The 14,741-nt window shown below is 69.7% G+C and carries 15 protein-coding genes and 1 pseudogene; 6 read left to right on the forward strand and 10 right to left on the reverse strand.

What is annotated here, in order from left to right; genetic code table 11:
• From EAD98_RS18320 to katG, 3 genes and pseudogenes are all read left to right on the forward strand, one after another.
• Positions 1-383 (forward strand): annotated as a pseudogene (locus EAD98_RS18320) (pectate lyase); the annotation flags it as partial.
• Between the two features lie 204 nt (positions 384-587).
• On the forward strand, positions 588-1,016 hold the full coding sequence (locus tag EAD98_RS18325) for a Fur family transcriptional regulator (protein WP_121655279.1): 429 nt from the start codon (positions 588-590) through the stop codon (positions 1,014-1,016).
• A 23-nt stretch (positions 1,017-1,039) separates the two neighbouring features.
• Positions 1,040-3,316 (forward strand): catalase/peroxidase HPI, encoded by a 2,277-nt coding sequence (katG, locus tag EAD98_RS18330; RefSeq protein WP_121655280.1) that lies wholly within the window; start codon positions 1,040-1,042, stop codon positions 3,314-3,316.
• A gap of 89 nt (positions 3,317-3,405) precedes the next feature.
• Here katG and EAD98_RS18335 read toward each other — a convergent pair whose 3' ends face one another.
• A complete protein-coding gene (locus tag EAD98_RS18335; RefSeq protein ID WP_147457430.1) occupies positions 3,406-3,654 on the reverse strand; it encodes a hypothetical protein in 249 nt (82 codons plus the stop codon).
• A 201-nt stretch (positions 3,655-3,855) separates the two neighbouring features.
• Positions 3,856-4,305: a TetR/AcrR family transcriptional regulator gene (locus tag EAD98_RS18340; RefSeq protein ID WP_147457431.1), complete on the reverse strand. Its 450-nt coding sequence runs from the start codon at positions 4,303-4,305 to the stop codon at positions 3,856-3,858.
• A 72-nt stretch (positions 4,306-4,377) separates the two neighbouring features.
• Here EAD98_RS18340 and EAD98_RS18345 point away from each other — a divergent pair, with 72 nt between their 5' ends.
• Both EAD98_RS18345 and EAD98_RS18350 read left to right on the forward strand, forming a co-directional pair.
• Positions 4,378-5,139: a GNAT family N-acetyltransferase gene (locus tag EAD98_RS18345; RefSeq protein ID WP_121655283.1), complete on the forward strand. Its 762-nt coding sequence runs from the start codon at positions 4,378-4,380 to the stop codon at positions 5,137-5,139.
• A 77-nt stretch (positions 5,140-5,216) separates the two neighbouring features.
• A complete protein-coding gene (locus tag EAD98_RS18350; protein WP_121655284.1) occupies positions 5,217-5,945 on the forward strand; it encodes a tetratricopeptide repeat protein in 729 nt (242 codons plus the stop codon).
• 114 nt (positions 5,946-6,059) lie between these two features.
• Here EAD98_RS18350 and EAD98_RS18355 read toward each other — a convergent pair whose 3' ends face one another.
• The 3 genes from EAD98_RS18355 to EAD98_RS18365 form a co-directional block, all read right to left on the reverse strand.
• Positions 6,060-7,562, reverse strand: a complete 1,503-nt coding sequence (locus EAD98_RS18355) for an IMP dehydrogenase (protein WP_121655310.1) — start codon at positions 7,560-7,562, stop codon at positions 6,060-6,062.
• A gap of 129 nt (positions 7,563-7,691) precedes the next feature.
• On the reverse strand, positions 7,692-9,539 hold the full coding sequence (locus tag EAD98_RS18360; protein ID WP_121655285.1) for a glycoside hydrolase family 15 protein: 1,848 nt from the start codon (positions 9,537-9,539) through the stop codon (positions 7,692-7,694).
• Between the two features lie 101 nt (positions 9,540-9,640).
• Positions 9,641-10,351, reverse strand: coding sequence for a DNA alkylation repair protein (locus EAD98_RS18365; RefSeq protein WP_121655286.1), 711 nt, complete (start codon positions 10,349-10,351; stop codon positions 9,641-9,643).
• Positions 10,352-10,530: 179 nt separating this feature from the next.
• On the opposite strand from EAD98_RS18365, the gene EAD98_RS18370 reads away from it, so the two are divergent.
• Positions 10,531-11,145, forward strand: a complete 615-nt coding sequence (locus tag EAD98_RS18370; protein WP_121655287.1) for a dihydrofolate reductase family protein — start codon at positions 10,531-10,533, stop codon at positions 11,143-11,145.
• Positions 11,146-11,305: 160 nt separating this feature from the next.
• Here EAD98_RS18370 and EAD98_RS18375 read toward each other — a convergent pair whose 3' ends face one another.
• The 5 genes from EAD98_RS18375 to EAD98_RS18395 form a co-directional block, all read right to left on the reverse strand.
• Positions 11,306-11,881, reverse strand: coding sequence for a hypothetical protein (locus EAD98_RS18375; RefSeq protein WP_121655288.1), 576 nt, complete (start codon positions 11,879-11,881; stop codon positions 11,306-11,308).
• 19 nt (positions 11,882-11,900) lie between these two features.
• Positions 11,901-13,049 (reverse strand): zinc-dependent alcohol dehydrogenase, encoded by a 1,149-nt coding sequence (locus EAD98_RS18380; RefSeq protein WP_121655289.1) that lies wholly within the window; start codon positions 13,047-13,049, stop codon positions 11,901-11,903.
• Between the two features lie 151 nt (positions 13,050-13,200).
• Positions 13,201-13,389 carry a hypothetical protein gene (locus EAD98_RS30715; protein WP_147457432.1) on the reverse strand — a complete coding sequence of 63 codons (189 nt, stop codon included), beginning with the start codon at positions 13,387-13,389 and terminating at the stop codon, positions 13,201-13,203.
• 110 nt (positions 13,390-13,499) lie between these two features.
• Positions 13,500-14,294, reverse strand: coding sequence for a protein phosphatase 2C domain-containing protein (locus EAD98_RS18390; RefSeq protein WP_233583875.1), 795 nt, complete (start codon positions 14,292-14,294; stop codon positions 13,500-13,502).
• A gap of 101 nt (positions 14,295-14,395) precedes the next feature.
• Positions 14,396-14,740: a DUF1330 domain-containing protein gene (locus EAD98_RS18395; RefSeq protein ID WP_121655291.1), complete on the reverse strand. Its 345-nt coding sequence runs from the start codon at positions 14,738-14,740 to the stop codon at positions 14,396-14,398.
• Between the last annotated feature and the right edge of the window lies 1 nt (position 14,741).

Genomic DNA, 14,741 nt, shown 5'->3' on the forward strand with positions numbered 1-14,741 from the left:
CCCCGCCACCGCCCAGCGGGACGAATCTCAGCCTCGGCGCCGGTGCCGACGGCTCCAGCAAGGCCGACGGGACAAGCTACGGCAACGTGCGGGACGGCAGCATCAGCACCTACTGGTCACCGGCCGGCTCGACCGGCTCCATCTCGATCAAGTGGGGCTCCGCCACCCGGGTGTCCCGAGTGATCATCCGCGAGCCGTCGGGCACCCAGAATTCCATCGGGTCCTGGCAGCTCATCAACCACGACACCGGGGCCGTCCTGGCCTCCGGCAGCGGGGCGGGTTCCATCACCTTCTCCGCCACCGCGCTGAGCAAGATCACCTTCAAGATCAACAGCTCGAGCGGTACGCCACGGGTCGGCGAATTCGAGACGTACGCCAGCTAACAGCCGGCACGGAGGGCGGGATCGGCGGGCGCCGCCGGTCCCGCCCCCTCGCGTGCGGGCAGGCTTCGGCCTGCCGGGCGCGGCGCCGGTGGGTGAGCGGTACCGTGTCTGTTATCGCGGGGTTTCGCCGTTTCGCTGGGCTCCTACCGGGTTGAGGCTGAGCCAAACTTGAACTATTCCAGAAGAGTGGACTATGTTCGGCACGTGGCGTCCGACTTCGAGGCTCAGCTTCGGGCGGTCGCGTTGCGCGTGACCCGGCCCCGGTTGGCGGTGCTCGCCGCGCTGCGCGACCATCCGCACGTCGACACCGACACGGTGATCCGGCTGGTCCGGACCGATCTCCCCGCGGTCTCCCACCAGGCGGTGTACGACGTCCTGCGCGCGCTCACCGACGCCGGTCTGGTGCGACGCATCCAGCCCGCCGGTGCCACCGCACGCTACGAAGCGCGGGTGGCGGACAACCACCACCACATCGTGTGCCGCTCCTGCGGTGCGATCGCTGACGTCGACTGCGCTGTCGGCCACGCTCCCTGTCTCACCGCCTCGGACGACCACGGCTTCGTGGTCGACGAGGCGGAGGTCGTCTACTGGGGCGCCTGCCCCGACTGCGCGACCGAACGCACCGCCCAGTGATCCGTCAGTTCGGAAGGAAGTACATGAGCGACACCCAGGACAACGCTCCCTCCAGCGCCCAGGGCGTGGACAAGAAGGCGGAGGCCGGCTGCCCCGTCGCGCACGACTCCGTTACCGCGCACGGCAGCGAGAGCGAGAACCCGGCGATCGACTCGCCGACCCCCAAGACCGGAGGTCGTCCGCGGACCAACCGGGACTGGTGGCCCAACCAGCTCGACCTGTCGGTGCTGCACGCGCACTCCTCCAAGGGCAACCCGCTGGGGGAGAACTTCAGCTACGCCAAGGAGTTCGCCAAGCTCGACGTCGAGGCGCTCAAGCAGGACATCGTCAACGTCCTCACCACCTCGCAGGACTGGTGGCCGGCCGACTTCGGCCACTACGGCGGTCTGATGATCCGGATGAGCTGGCACTCCGCTGGCACCTACCGCATCCACGACGGTCGTGGCGGCGCCGGCGACGGCGGGCAGCGGTTCGCCCCGCTCAACAGCTGGCCGGACAACGCCAACCTCGACAAGGCGCGCCGCCTGCTGTGGCCGGTCAAGCAGAAGTACGGCCAGAAGATCTCGTGGGCCGACCTGCTCGTGCTGGCCGGCAACGTCTCCCTGGAGTCGATGGGCTTCAAGACCTTCGGCTTCGGCTTCGGCCGCGAGGACGTCTGGGAGCCCGAGGAGATCTTCTGGGGTCCCGAGGACACCTGGCTGGGTGACGAGCGCTACGTCGGCGAGGCCGAGATGTCTCCCGAGGTCGGCTCGACCGAGATGGGCCTCATCTACGTCAACCCGGAGGGCCCGAACGGCAACGCGGACCCGCGGGCGGCGGCGTACTTCATCCGGGAGACCTTCGGCCGGATGGCGATGAACGACGAGGAGACCGTCGCCCTCATCGCCGGCGGCCACACCTTCGGCAAGGCCCACGGCGCGGCCCCCGCCGACAACCACGTGGGCCCGGAGCCCGAGGGTGCCCCGCTGGAGGCGCAGGGCCTGGGCTGGCTGAGCAGCCACGGCACCGGCAAGGGTCGGGACACGATCACCAGCGGTCTCGAGGTGACGTGGACCGACGTGCCGACGCAGTGGAGCAACCGCTTCTTCGAGATCCTCTTCGGCTTCGAGTGGGAGCTCACCACGAGCCCCGCCGGTGCGAAGCAGTGGGTCGCCAAGGACGCCCCGGAGATCATCCCGGACCCGTTCGACGCGTCCAAGAAGTACAAGCCGACGATGCTCACGACCGACCTGGCGCTGCGCTTCGACCCGGCGTACGAGAAGGTCTCGCGCCGTTTCCTGGAGAACCCCGACGAGTTCGCGTTGGCGTTCGCCAAGGCCTGGTACAAGCTGCTGCACCGCGACATGGGTCCGGTCGACCGCTTCCTCGGGCCGTGGGTGGCGGAGCCCCAGCTGTGGCAGGACCCGGTGCCGGCCGTCGACCACGAGCTCGTGGGTGACGCCGACATCGCCGCTCTCAAGGCGAAGGTCCTGGAGTCCGGCCTGACGACCGCCCAGCTGGTCTCCACCGCCTGGGCCTCGGCCGCCAGCTTCCGGTCCACCGACAAGCGCGGTGGCGCCAACGGCGCGCGGATCCGTCTCGAGCCGCAGCGCAGCTGGGAGGTCAACCAGCCCGAGCAGCTCGCCACGGTGCTGGAGACCCTGGAGGGCATCCAGCGGGAGTTCAACGAGGCCGGCGGCGTGAAGATCTCGCTCGCGGACCTGATCGTGCTGGCCGGCTCGGCTGCCGTCGAGAAGGCGGCGCGCGAGGCTGGCGTCGAGGTGACCGTGCCGTTCCGGCCGGGCCGCACCGACGCCACTGCGGAGCAGACGGACGTCGAGTCCTTCCGGGTCCTTGAGCCGCGTGCCGACGGGTTCCGCAACTACCTGCGTCCCGGCGAGAAGACCCAGCCGGAGGTGCTGCTCCTCGACCGTGCCTACATGCTCAGCCTGAGCGCGCCCGAGATGACCGTCCTCGTCGGCGGCCTGCGCGCCCTCGGGAACAACGTCGGCGGTACGCGGCACGGCGTCCTCACCGACCGGCCGGGCGTGCTGACCAACGACTTCTTCGCCAACCTGCTCTCCCCGGGCACCCGGTGGAAGGCGTCGGAGTCCGACGAGCACGTGTACGAGATCCGGGATCTGGCCACCGACGAGGTGAAGTGGACCGCCACCGCGGTCGACCTCATCTTCGGCTCCAACTCCCAGCTGCGGGCCCTCTCGGAGGTCTACGCCAGCGACGACGCGCGCGAGAAGTTCGTGACGGACTTCGTCGCGGCCTGGACCAAGGTCATGGAACTCGACCGGTTCGACGTCGCCTGACCCTGCTCCAACCGCGAGCCCCGGTCGATCCCTCAGCGATCGACCGGGGCTCGTCCCGCACATCGGGTCCGGACGTCCAGGTCGGCCCTTCAGCTGCCGCTTGTCCGCTCGTCGATCCCGCCCTGCTCGGCGGCGGCCAGGATCTGACGGGCGGAGGCTTCGTCATCGGCGGCGACCAGCACGTGGACCCCTTGCAGTTGCAGGTGCGGCTCCTGCCCGCCGACGTCGTCCGCCGCCACGGCGGCCCGCAGGCCGTAACTGCGCAGCAGGCCGACGATGAGTTCCCCCTCGGTGCGGCTGCCGACGACCGTCAACGACACGTTCCTGCCGTCCTTCATGACCATCTCCCTTCTTTCATCCAGCTCGCTCACCGACCAGCGACAGAAGCGCCGACCCGACCGGGCACCGGGGCGTCGAGATTGCGCAGCGCCAGGAGGATCGCCTCGGAGGACGTCGGGAACGGCGCGATGACATCGAACAACACCGACCGGGGCGTACGGGCGTGAATCGCCAACGTCGTGGCGAGACAGCCCCCGCGCTCAGCGCAGGCCGGCCACCCGGCGCGCAGTGCGGACGAACGTACGGCGGGTGACATCACGGTCGTCGAGGAAGCAGCCGATCATGAGCGCGTCGCGCAGCATGGCGAGGGTCTCGGTCTTGGCGTCGACGTCGTCGCGACCGGCCTCGGCGAGCAGGCGCCGCAGCTCGGCGTGGAACCAGGCGCGGTGCCTCCTGATCACCTGGCGGACCGGGCTCTCCGGGTCGGGGAACTCGCCGGCCGCCTTGATGAACGGGCAGCCGCGCGTGTGGTGTCGGTAGGCGTCGTCGGCCACTCCTTCGATGGCCATCTCGAGCGCGTGGTCGGCGGAGACGGTGCGGCCGAGCCCCTCGTTCCAGAGGGCCCGGATCATCTGGTCCTCGCGTTCGAGGTACGCCACGACGAGAGCTTCCTTGCCGGTGAAGTGCCGGGTAGAGCGTGGTGTGGGCATTTGCTGACAAGCGGGGCGATGCCCTAGGTTGGTGGGCCGACAAAGAACGACCGTTCTTTCTGGAAGGCAGCCATGAACGAAACCGCTGATCGGGTGGCGGCGGCGTACTTCGATGCGATTGAGGTCCTCTGCCGGGTGACTCCGAAGGGCTGGTACGCCGAGCGGGGCACCGCCCGTGCGGCGGTGACCCATGCCGGCGTCGCGACGCTGAACGCGGCCTACGACACGACGTCGGAACCGGATCTTGGTGCGCTCGACGAGATGGCGACCGAGGTCAGCAGGCAGGCCGCCCGCTGGTCGATCATGGTTCGTGGCGAGGCGGGCGATGAGGTCACCGATCTCGCGGCCCGGCACGGGCTGCTCGAACGCGGTGATCTGCCGCTGCTGGCCTGCACCGCGGGCGACATCGTGTACCGGGCCGACACCGCGCAGGGGAAGCTGGTGCGCCAGGTCGACGCGGTCGAGAGCGACCTCTACACCGAGGCTCTCACCCGGAGCTTCGACGCTCCCGAGGGCGTCTTCGGCTCGCTGATGGGCGGTGCCGTACTCGACGCCGACCCCGTCACCGGTTATCTGGCCGAGGAGTTCGGCCGACCCATCGGCACCGGGCTGGGAATGCGGACCGCCGGCGTGGTCGGCGTGTTCAACATCGCCGTCGTTCCGTCCGCCCGGGGTCGAGGCCTGGGCCGGGCGGTCACCGAGGCCGTGCTGCTCGACGGCGTGGCAGCCGGCGCGGACGCGGCCTACCTGCACGCCAGCGCGATGGGCCGGCCGCTCTACGAGTCGATGGGCTTTCATCTCGTGGAGAACTGGACCGTGTTCCAGGCACGGTGACGGACGAGACGGCCAGGTCGACGATGACGGCGCTGACCTGATGACCGACCATGACGGACATCCAGGGGAGAGGTCCCATGAACTTCAGTGCGAACGTGCGCTCGGCCTTCCGGCGTGGCGAGACCGACGCCGTGGTGCGCATGAGTGAGGCCGAGATCGAGCGCGCCCGGGCGGCCGGCGACCCGGCGGGCGAGGTGGAGGCCCGATACAGCCTGGCCCGGGTCGCCATCCGCGGCGGTGACCTGCCGGGCGGAGAGGCGCGGGCCGGGGAGGCCCTTGCGGTGGCGCTGCGCTCCGGCGACCGCCGCCTCGAGGAACGGCCGAGGCACGTGCTGGCCGCCGTGGCCCGCATGTCCGGCGACCTGCTCCGCGCTCGTGACCTGTACCGGGAGAGCATCGCCCTCAACGAGTCGCTCGACCAGCCCAGGACGGTCAACTCGGAGTATCACAACCTCGCGTTCTGTGAGCTGGGTCTGGGCAATCTCGACGTGGCGAGGAAGCTGTTCGCCGAGGGCCGCGAGCGGGTGTTCCGTAACGGCTGGGCCGACTTCGTGCCGTACGTCTGCGTGGCCGGTGCCGCACTCGCCTCGGCCGAAAGTGATCATTCGCGGGCGGCGCGCATGATCGGTGTCGCGGACGCCGCGTTCGCGTCGCTCGGCCAGGTACCGGACCCCGACGACGCGGCCGACCTCGCCAGGACGCGCGCCGCCGCGACCGAGGCGCTCGGCCCGGCCGCCTTCGACGAGGAGTACGCGAGGGGTCAACTCCTCGACCCGCGTGCGGCCTTCGCCGACGAACGGGGCTGACGCGACATCTGGCCTCGGCCCGGACGACTCCCGGGTTGGGCCTCGCGACGGTGCCGGGGCGGAAAGGGACCACCGGGGTCGCGCACAGTTGCGCCCCGGTGGTCCCGGATGCCGCTAGCGGCCGCTGTCGCTCGGCCGGTCCCGGAGCCGGATCTCTGCGGTGTTCTGCAGGAAGCTCTGCTGCGAAACCGGCACCAGCACGGCGTTGTCGTGAAACTGCGGCAGGTCGGTCGCACCACAGCTGATCATCGTCGCCTTCAGCTTGGCGATGGTGGTGCCGACGTTGTCGTAGAGGCTGCCCGCGTACGGGACGTAGCCGTCGACGCCTTCCTCGAACGCGAGTTCGGTCCCGCCGCCGTGCTCGTAGCGGGTGACGTTCCGGGCCCGGTTCGAGCCTTCGCCCCAGTACTCCTTGAAGAACTGACCGCCGACCCGGACGAGCGGCGCCGGGCTCTCGTCGAAGCGGGCGAAGTAGCGGCCGAGCATCACGAAATCTGCGCCGAGGGCGAACGCGACGGCCATGTGTGAGTCGGTCAGCAGGCCGCCGTCGCAGCACAACGGCACGTAGACGCCGGTCTCGCGCAGGTAGGCGTCGCGGGCTTCGACGACGTCGATCAGGGCGGAGGCCTGCCCGCGACCGATGCCCTTCTGATCGCGGGTGATGCAGATCGAGCCGCCGCCGATGCCGACCTTGACGAAATCCGCGCCGGCTTCGGCGAGGTAGCGGAATGCACGTCCGTCGACGACGTTGCCCGCACCGATGCGGACGTCGTCGCCGTAGGTGTCCCGGACGAACGCGAGCGTGTCGGCCTGCCAGACCGAGTAGCCGTCGGACGAGTCGATGCACAGCAGGTCGGCGCCCGCGTCGACCAACGCGGGGATTCGTTCGCGGTAGTCGTGGGTGTTGACGCCCGCGCCGACGCGGAACCGCTTGTCGGCGTCGATCGACTCATTGCGGAACTGCTTGTGCAGCTCGTAGTCGCGGCGAAGCACGATGGAGTGCAGCAGGCCCTCGTCGTCGACGACGGGCAGCACGTCGAGGCGGTGGTCCCAGATCAGCGTGTTGGCCTCGGACAGGGACACCGTCGGAGGGGCCGTGACCAGGTCGGCGGCCCGACGCATGCGGGACTCGACGGAGTCGCCGAGGTCGTGCCGGCGGGGGTGGAAATCATCGGTCGAGATGAGGCCGACGAACAGTCCGTGCGGGCTGCCGTCGTCGGTGACGATCGCGACGTCGCGTTCCGCGGAGGCCAACAGGGCCGCAACCTCGCCCAGGGTCGCCGACGGCTTGATGTTGATGTCCGAGAAGCGGAAGCCGGCCTTGTGCCGCTTGACCGCTGTCACCATGGCCGCCTGCGCCTCGACGGACTGGTTCTGGTGGATGAAGCTCAGTCCGCCGCACTGGGCCAGGGCGATCGCCAGCCGGGGCGAGGAGACGGCGCTCATGACGGCGCTGGTCAGCGGGGTGGCGACACGGATGGCCGGTTCCTCGCCGAGTCGGTGCCGCACGAGAGGCACGCTCAGGTCGACGTTGTCCGGGGTGCAGTCCGCGGTGGTCAGGTTCGGTACCAGCAGGTATTCGTTCAGCGTGCGCGACACTTCGTCGAGGATCCTCAAGAACACTCCTGAGCAGTGGGTCGAGCCGGGTAAAGCCTAGAAATTACACCTCCCCGCCCCGCGCCCGGCGTCGTGGCCGGCCGCCCTCAACGGCGGCGCCGGCCGCCCTAACGGCAGTGCCGGCCGCCCTCAACGGCGGCGCCGGGCGTCGGCCTCGGCGTCGAGCAGGTCGTTCAGCGCCAGCGCCGAGTTGATCAGGGAGAGGTGGCTGAACGCCTGCGGGTAGTTGCCGATCTGCTCACCGGTCGCGGCGATCTCCTCGGCGTACAGGCCGAGGTGGTTGCTGAAGGTGAACATCTTCTCGAAGGTGAGCCGGGCGTCGTCCAGGCGACCGGTGCGGGCCAGCGCCTCGACGTACCAGAACGTGCACATGTTGAAGGTGCCCTCGTGCCCGGGAAGGCCGTCGGGGGAGTGGACCGGGTCGTACCGGTGGACCAGGCTGTCCGAGACCAGCTCGCGTTCGATCGCGTTCAAGGTGGACTGCCAGAGGGGGTCGCTCGGCGTCATGAAGCCGACGGCCGGCATGGCGAGCAGTGCCGCGTCCAGCACGTTCTCGTCGTACGCCTGCACGAAGCTGCCGCGTTCCCGGTGGTATCCGCGGGCCATGACCTGGTTGTAGATCTGGTTGCGTTGCTCTGACCAGCCGGCGACGTCCCCGGGGCGGCCGGTGCGGGTGGCGAGGCGGATGGCCCGATCCAGCGCGACCCAGGACATCACCCGGCCGAAGGTGTAGTTGCGGGGGTGGTGGCGGCTCTCCCAGATGCCGGCGTCGGGTCGGTCCCAGTGGCGGCAGAGCCAGTCGACGAGCCGGACGGTGCTCTTCCACACCTGGTGCGAGACGCGGATGCCCTGCTCGTCGGCGAGATGCATGGCGTAGAGGGCCTCGCCGTGGATGTCGAGCTGGAGCTGGTCGGCGGCGCCGTTGCCGATCCGCACCGGCCGGGAGCCGCGGTAGCCCTCCAGGTGGTCGAGAGTCTCCTCGTGCAGGTCGGAGGAGCCGTCCACCCGATACATGATCTTCAGCGGGTCCTGGTGGTCACCGGCCTCGCGGATCCGCTCGTCCAGCCAGTTCATGTACCGGCTGACCTCCTCGGTGAAGCCGAGGCCGAGCAGCGCGTGCACCGAGAACGACGTGTCGCGTACCCAGGTGTAGCGGTAGTCCCAGTTGCGGGTGCCGCCGACCAGCTCGGGCAGCGCGGCGGTGGGCGCGGCGATCATGGCGCCGGTCGGCGCGTACGTCATGAGCTTCAGCGTGATGGCCGAGCGCTCGACCATCTCCCGCCACCGCCCGGTGTAGCGGGAACGCTCGACCCAGCGCCGCCAGTAGTCCCGGGTCCACTCGAACATGCCCTGGACCTCTTCCGGCGGGACGATCCGGGGCTCCGTGCCGGACGTCTCCAGGACCACCCCGCCGGTGTCACCCTCGTTGAGGGTGCCGTACGCGACCAGGTCACCGTCCTCCAGGCTGATGTCGCCGCCCTGGGAGAGCAGCTGCCGCACCGGGTCGACCGGGTTGAAGGTGAGCGACGCCGACCGGCTGCGGAAGACGTACCCCTGGCGGTGGCGCTCCAGCTGGTGCTTCTCCCGGGCGTAGTCGAACCGGGGCCTGCACTCCACCCGGAACCGCATGGTGCCCCGGACCATGTTGACCATGCGGACCAGGCGGTGCGTGTCAGTGGCCAGATCGCCGGTGACCGGCATGAAGTCCATCACCTCGGCGACGCCGTCCGCGCTGATGAACCGGGTGATCAGGATCGGGGTGCCCGGCAGGTAGAGCTGCTTGGTGACGTACCGGACGTCGTGCGGCGCGATCCGGAAGTAGCCACCGCGCTCGCGGTCCAGCAGCGCGGCGAAGATGCTCGGCGAGTCGAAGCGCGGCGCGCAGAACCAGTCGACCGTTCCGTCGCACGTCACCAGCGCGGCGGTCTGCAGGTCGCCGATGAGCCCGTGATCCTCGATCGCCGGATAGCTCTCCACGGTCGCCTCCCGGTCTCGACAGCCCCCCTGGGCAGTAACCTAAGGGACGGATTGTCGAGTTCGCCTGGATTCGTGGCCAGCCACCCTCTCGCGCGCCCCGGCTAGACCACGCCGGTCAGGTACTCCCGGCGGCGCTCCGGTTCGAACTTTTCGATCGCGTAGCGCAGCGTGACCCGCGGCATGACCCGGTAACGGCCGGCCAGAAACGCCTCCTCCGCGGCTCTGTCACGGTTGCCCACCTCGCGCAGCATCCAGCCCACCGCCTTCTGAACCAGGTCGTGCGGGTCGCGCAGGAGCCGTTCACCGAGCCGGAAGGTCCATTGGTAGTCGCCTGCCTTGATGAAGGCGAAAGTCGCCATGACGGCGATGCGCCGATCCCACACCACGCTCGACTCGGCCAACCGATCCAGGACGCTGCGGTCCTTGTCGATCAGCCAGGGGCCGACGATGTACGGCGCGGACGAGTCCACCAGGTCCCAGTTGTTGATGCGGTCGGTGTTGGCCAGGACGAGTTGGAAGATCCGGCCCCGTTCCTCCGCGTCTGCCTTGGTGAACTTCCGAACCAGGATGAACAGCGACGTCAGCCTCTCCTCGTGCACGCCGCTGCTCAACAGCTCCGCGGTGTCGGCCAGCGAGAGGCCCCGCCAGTAGCGGGCGGCCACCCTGCGCTGCTCCGGCACGGAGACACCGATGGCCCGGTCGCCCTCGCCGTACCCGCCCGGCGTCATCTGGAGAAACCGGCTCGTTCCCTCCGCCCGACGCGGGTCGGCGAGGCTGGCGAGCTCGTGACGGACGTCGGCGGTCGTGGCCATGACTGTGCAACCTACCGCGACCGCCGGTGCGCACGCTGTTGCGGCACATCTGAGCCGACCCCTCGTACGAGCGGAAATATCGACCTTCCCGGCGCGGACGGACCCAGGGCTGGTCGATGAGTTTGGGATGATGCGCCGGTCCACCCACCGACACCACCTGACACGAAGGGATCACCTCAATGGCAAAGGTCATCTCCACGTTGTTCATCTCCGCCGACGGTGTGGCCGAGATCGACCCCGACTGGCACTTCCCCTACTTCGACGACAACATGGGTCGCGCCGTCGGCGAGGACTATGACACCTCCGACGTGCTGCTCATCGGGCGCGAAACCTACGACAGCTTCGCTGGAGCATGGCCCGACCGTGAGGCCGCGGGTGGGGACGACGCGCCGTTCGCCAAGCAGCTCGGCGACGTACGCAAGGTGGTCGTCTCGCGCCAGCCCCTGGAATTCTCCTGGCGCAACTCCGAGCTGATCAACGGCGATCTCCTCGGAGCCGTCGCCTCGCTCAAGGCCGATGCCGGCATCAAGGGCATCCTCATCCCCGGGTCGATCTCGGTGGTGCAGCAACTGCTCGCCGCGGGGCTGGTCGATGAGCTGCGCCTCCTGGTGCATCCGGTGGCCGCGCGTAAGGGCCGCAAGCTGTTCGACGAGGGGGACACGCCGTACCACCTGAAGGTGACGGCGACGGAGACGTTCCCGACGGGCGTGCTGCGCGTGATCTACTCGCCGACCGCGGCGCCCGCCAAGGTGGGCTACGACGAGGTCAAGGACCAGGTGCCCACCAGCAACTGATCCGCCTCGGGGGAGGGAGCCCGATCGTCGTGCACGCGCGTGCATCGACCCGGATCGGGCTCCCGAGGGGGAACCGCGTCGAGTGCGTCGACCGACGTTTACCGGTCCGCGGTGGCGGAGACGGACAGCGCCGGTCGCACTCGTGCGGCGGCCGACCGCCCTAGCTCCGTCTGCGCCCGACGACCCGCCTGAGGGTCAGGTAGGCGACCCCTCCGGCCAGGACCCAGGGCGCGGCGACGATGATCGGGTCGAGCGGGTGGTGCACGCGGTCCACCCGCTTGCCGCGCAGCCGCGACGCGAGCCCGTGATGGCTGAACTCGCTCAGGACGCCGGTCTCGGTGAGCGGGTTGTCGGGGTGGCGGGACAGGAACGACCCGACGGTGCTCTCCACCGCGTCCACCCGGTCCGCCGCGAGCAGGAGCAGCCAGTGGGCGGCGCGGCCCTCGCTGTACCGGCGGTAGGAGTAGCGGCGGATCATCCCGGACAGGCCCTTCGGCGGGCACGAGGTGCCGAAGACCGGGGTGAGGAACTTGTGCTCGATCGACCTCTCCCGCGGCCACTTCTCGGGCTGCCGGTCGGGGAACTCCCAGTGTGCGCCGTTGAGGTTCGGGTCGAACCGCTCCTTCGGCACCGAGGGTCGGTCCTTCGGGTCCAGGTCGGCGCCCCACCCGGGGATCCGGGCACGCAGCTCGTCGCTGGATTCGGCCAGTTTCGGCTTGTCCGGTGTGTAGGGCATCGTCGGGCTCCCGGTCAGGTCAGGCGGCGTTCGGAATGATGAGCGGCTTGATGCAGCCGTCAAGCTTGGCGGAGAAGATGTGGTAGGCCTCGGCGATGTGCTCCAGCGGGATCCGGTGGGTCACGATGTCGCTGGGCTTGAGGTAGCCGTTGCGGATGTGCTCGAACAGGCGCGGCCACTGCCGCTTCACCGGGCACTGGTTCATCCGGAGGGTCAGTCCCTTGTTCAGCGCGTCGCCGAACTTGACGGCGCTGAACATCGGCCCGTACGCGCCCAGCACGGAGACCGTGCCGCCCTTGCGGACCGAGTCGATCGCCCAGTTGAGGGCGACGGGGGAGCCGCCCTGGAGCTTCAGCTTCGCGGCGGTGACGTGCTGGAGGAAGTTGCCGTCCGCCTCAGCTCCGACGGCGTCGATGGCCACGTCGGCGCCCAGGTGATCGGTGATCTTCTTCATCTGCACGACGATGTCGTCGTACTCCGCGAAGTTGTAGGTCTCGGCGTGGGCGAACGAGGCCGCCTTCTCCAGCCGGTAGTCGAGATGGTCGATGACGATGACCCGGCCGGCGCCCATCAGCCAGGCCGACTTGGCGGCGTACAGACCGACCGGCCCGGCACCGAAGACCACGACCACGTCACCCTCGACGATGTCGCCCAGCTGCGCCCCGAAGTACCCGGTGGCCAGCGCGTCGGTGAGCAGGACGGCGTCGTCGTCGTCCATCCACTCGGGGATCGGACTCGGGCCGACGTCGGCGAACGGCACCCGGACGTACTCGGCCTGACCGCCGTCGTAGCCGCCGCAGGTGTGTGAGTAGCCGTAGATGCCGCCCACGGCGGTGGCGTTGGGGTTGACGTTGTGGCAGTTGCTGAACAGCCCCCGGGCGCAGAAGAAGCACGACCCGCAGTACACGTTGAAGGGAACCATCACCCGGTCACCGGGCTTGACGTTCCGCACCGACGGACCCACCTCGTCGATCACGCCGATGAACTCGTGACCGAAGGTCATCCCGACCCGGGTGTCGGGCATCATCCCGTGATACAGGTGCAGGTCCGACCCGCAGATCGCGGCGCGCGTCACTCGTACGATCGCGTCGTTGGGGTGCTCGATGACGGGACGGTCCTTCTCCTCCACCCGGAGGCGGTACGGACCGCGGTAGACCATTGCTCGCATTCGATGCCTCCTGGACCAGTGCGTCGACGGACGACTTGCCCCGGTACCGCCCGAAGCACTGAAATCCCTACCCCCGCGGTCCGAGGGCAAACCGCGACCCGGCGCCGGGGCGACACCGACGGTGTTGTCCGGTCGCCCGCGGCGCCGGCCGTCAGTCGGCGCTGTCGGTGTCGGCCACGCGGTCGGCCGGCGCCTCGCTGATCGGGTGGCCCGTGTCGTCCACCATCCCCGGCGCCATGCTGCCGCCGTGCGCATCCTGCGCCGCCCGGGTCCGCTTCGCCGCCGCGTCCTGCGGCACCCCGGTACGGTCGCCGTCGCGGTGCTGTTCCCGCTCACTCATCCGGTGCGCCCCTCCCTCGGTCCTGCACAGCGGCGGTACCCCGGCGACCGGCGTGGAAACCGGACCGGCCAACCGGGCCACGACCGGCGGCTCCTCGGTGTCCCACCGGATCAAGCCCCGCCCAGATCGGTGCAGTGGGCGATCGTCGCGTCGTCCGCCGCCACCGCGTCGCGCGCCTCCGCCTGCCGGACTCGACGGATGATCTCGGCGGGTCCGTTCGACGCGAGGACGGCCAGGACGCCTGGCCAGTCGGCGAGCCGGAACCGGTCCACCACGCGGCTGGCTCCATTGCTGAGCAGGACGGCGCCGGCCAGCTCGGAGACCGGACAGTTGCCGGTGATGGCCTCCTCCGCCGCCCGCGGGTCGTCCTTGGCCACCCAGAAGCCGCCCGGTTGGTTCCGGTTGGCGCGCAGGTCCCGCAGGATCCGGTGGTACTCGTCGCTGTCCGCGACGACGGCCTCCAGCGCGGCCTCGTACGACCGGCTGATGATCACCTCCCGTGGATCGGTGACGACGAGGGGCGCGCCAGCCGCTCTGTCGAGCACGACGACCGAGTCGCCGAGCACCAGGTGCTCGAAGACGTCGTCGGACCGGCGCAGGATGGCCACGGTCGCCGACGGGCTGATGGGATCGGCGACGTCACAGGTGCCCCGGTGATCGTCCGTCACCTGCTCGATGGCGTCGGCGAGCAGCGCCGGAAGACTGCGGTCCCGCGCGACGGACAGGAGGCTGAGGAGGCGGCCGCCAAGGCGGTTGGCGTACCAGGCCACCCCGTGCCGGCAGACCGATTCGGCGCCGGGAATGCCGGCGCCGTCGATCAGCACCGCCGCCGTGGGTACGGCGCCGGTGAAGTCCTCGTTCACGCGGCCGGGCCGTGCCGCGGCGCTCGCCATCGTCACCCGCATGTCCCGCGCCGCCCTTCCACCGACCGGTGCGTCGAGATCAACGACCGCCGACGCGCCCACCTCCGCCGCGCGGACGCGTCGGGCTCACCCGATCAGCGACGCTACAGACCGTGGGCTTGACGGAGTCCGGCAGCCATCTGCGACGAGCTGTGGTCGGCTCCGACCCCGGCGACCAGGATCACCTCGCCGGCGAGGTGCCTTGTCCGCAGCGTCTTGATCTCCTGGTAGGCGCCGGAGCGGTACCAGGAGCGGGCGTTGGCCAGGTCGGGAAATTCGATGATCACAACGTCACCCGGCCAGTCGCCTTCCAGGACGTCGATGATTCCGCCGTGCACGATGAACCGGCCCTCGAAGGGTGTGAGGGTGGCCTGGATGCGCTCCAGGTACTCCAGCACGTCGGCGTGGATGGGTGCCTTACGCAGGTGTGCGAGCGCGTACGCCGTCATG

The organism is Micromonospora sp. CV4, from assembly GCF_003667455.1.
Taxonomy (GTDB): domain Bacteria; phylum Actinomycetota; class Actinomycetes; order Mycobacteriales; family Micromonosporaceae; genus Micromonospora.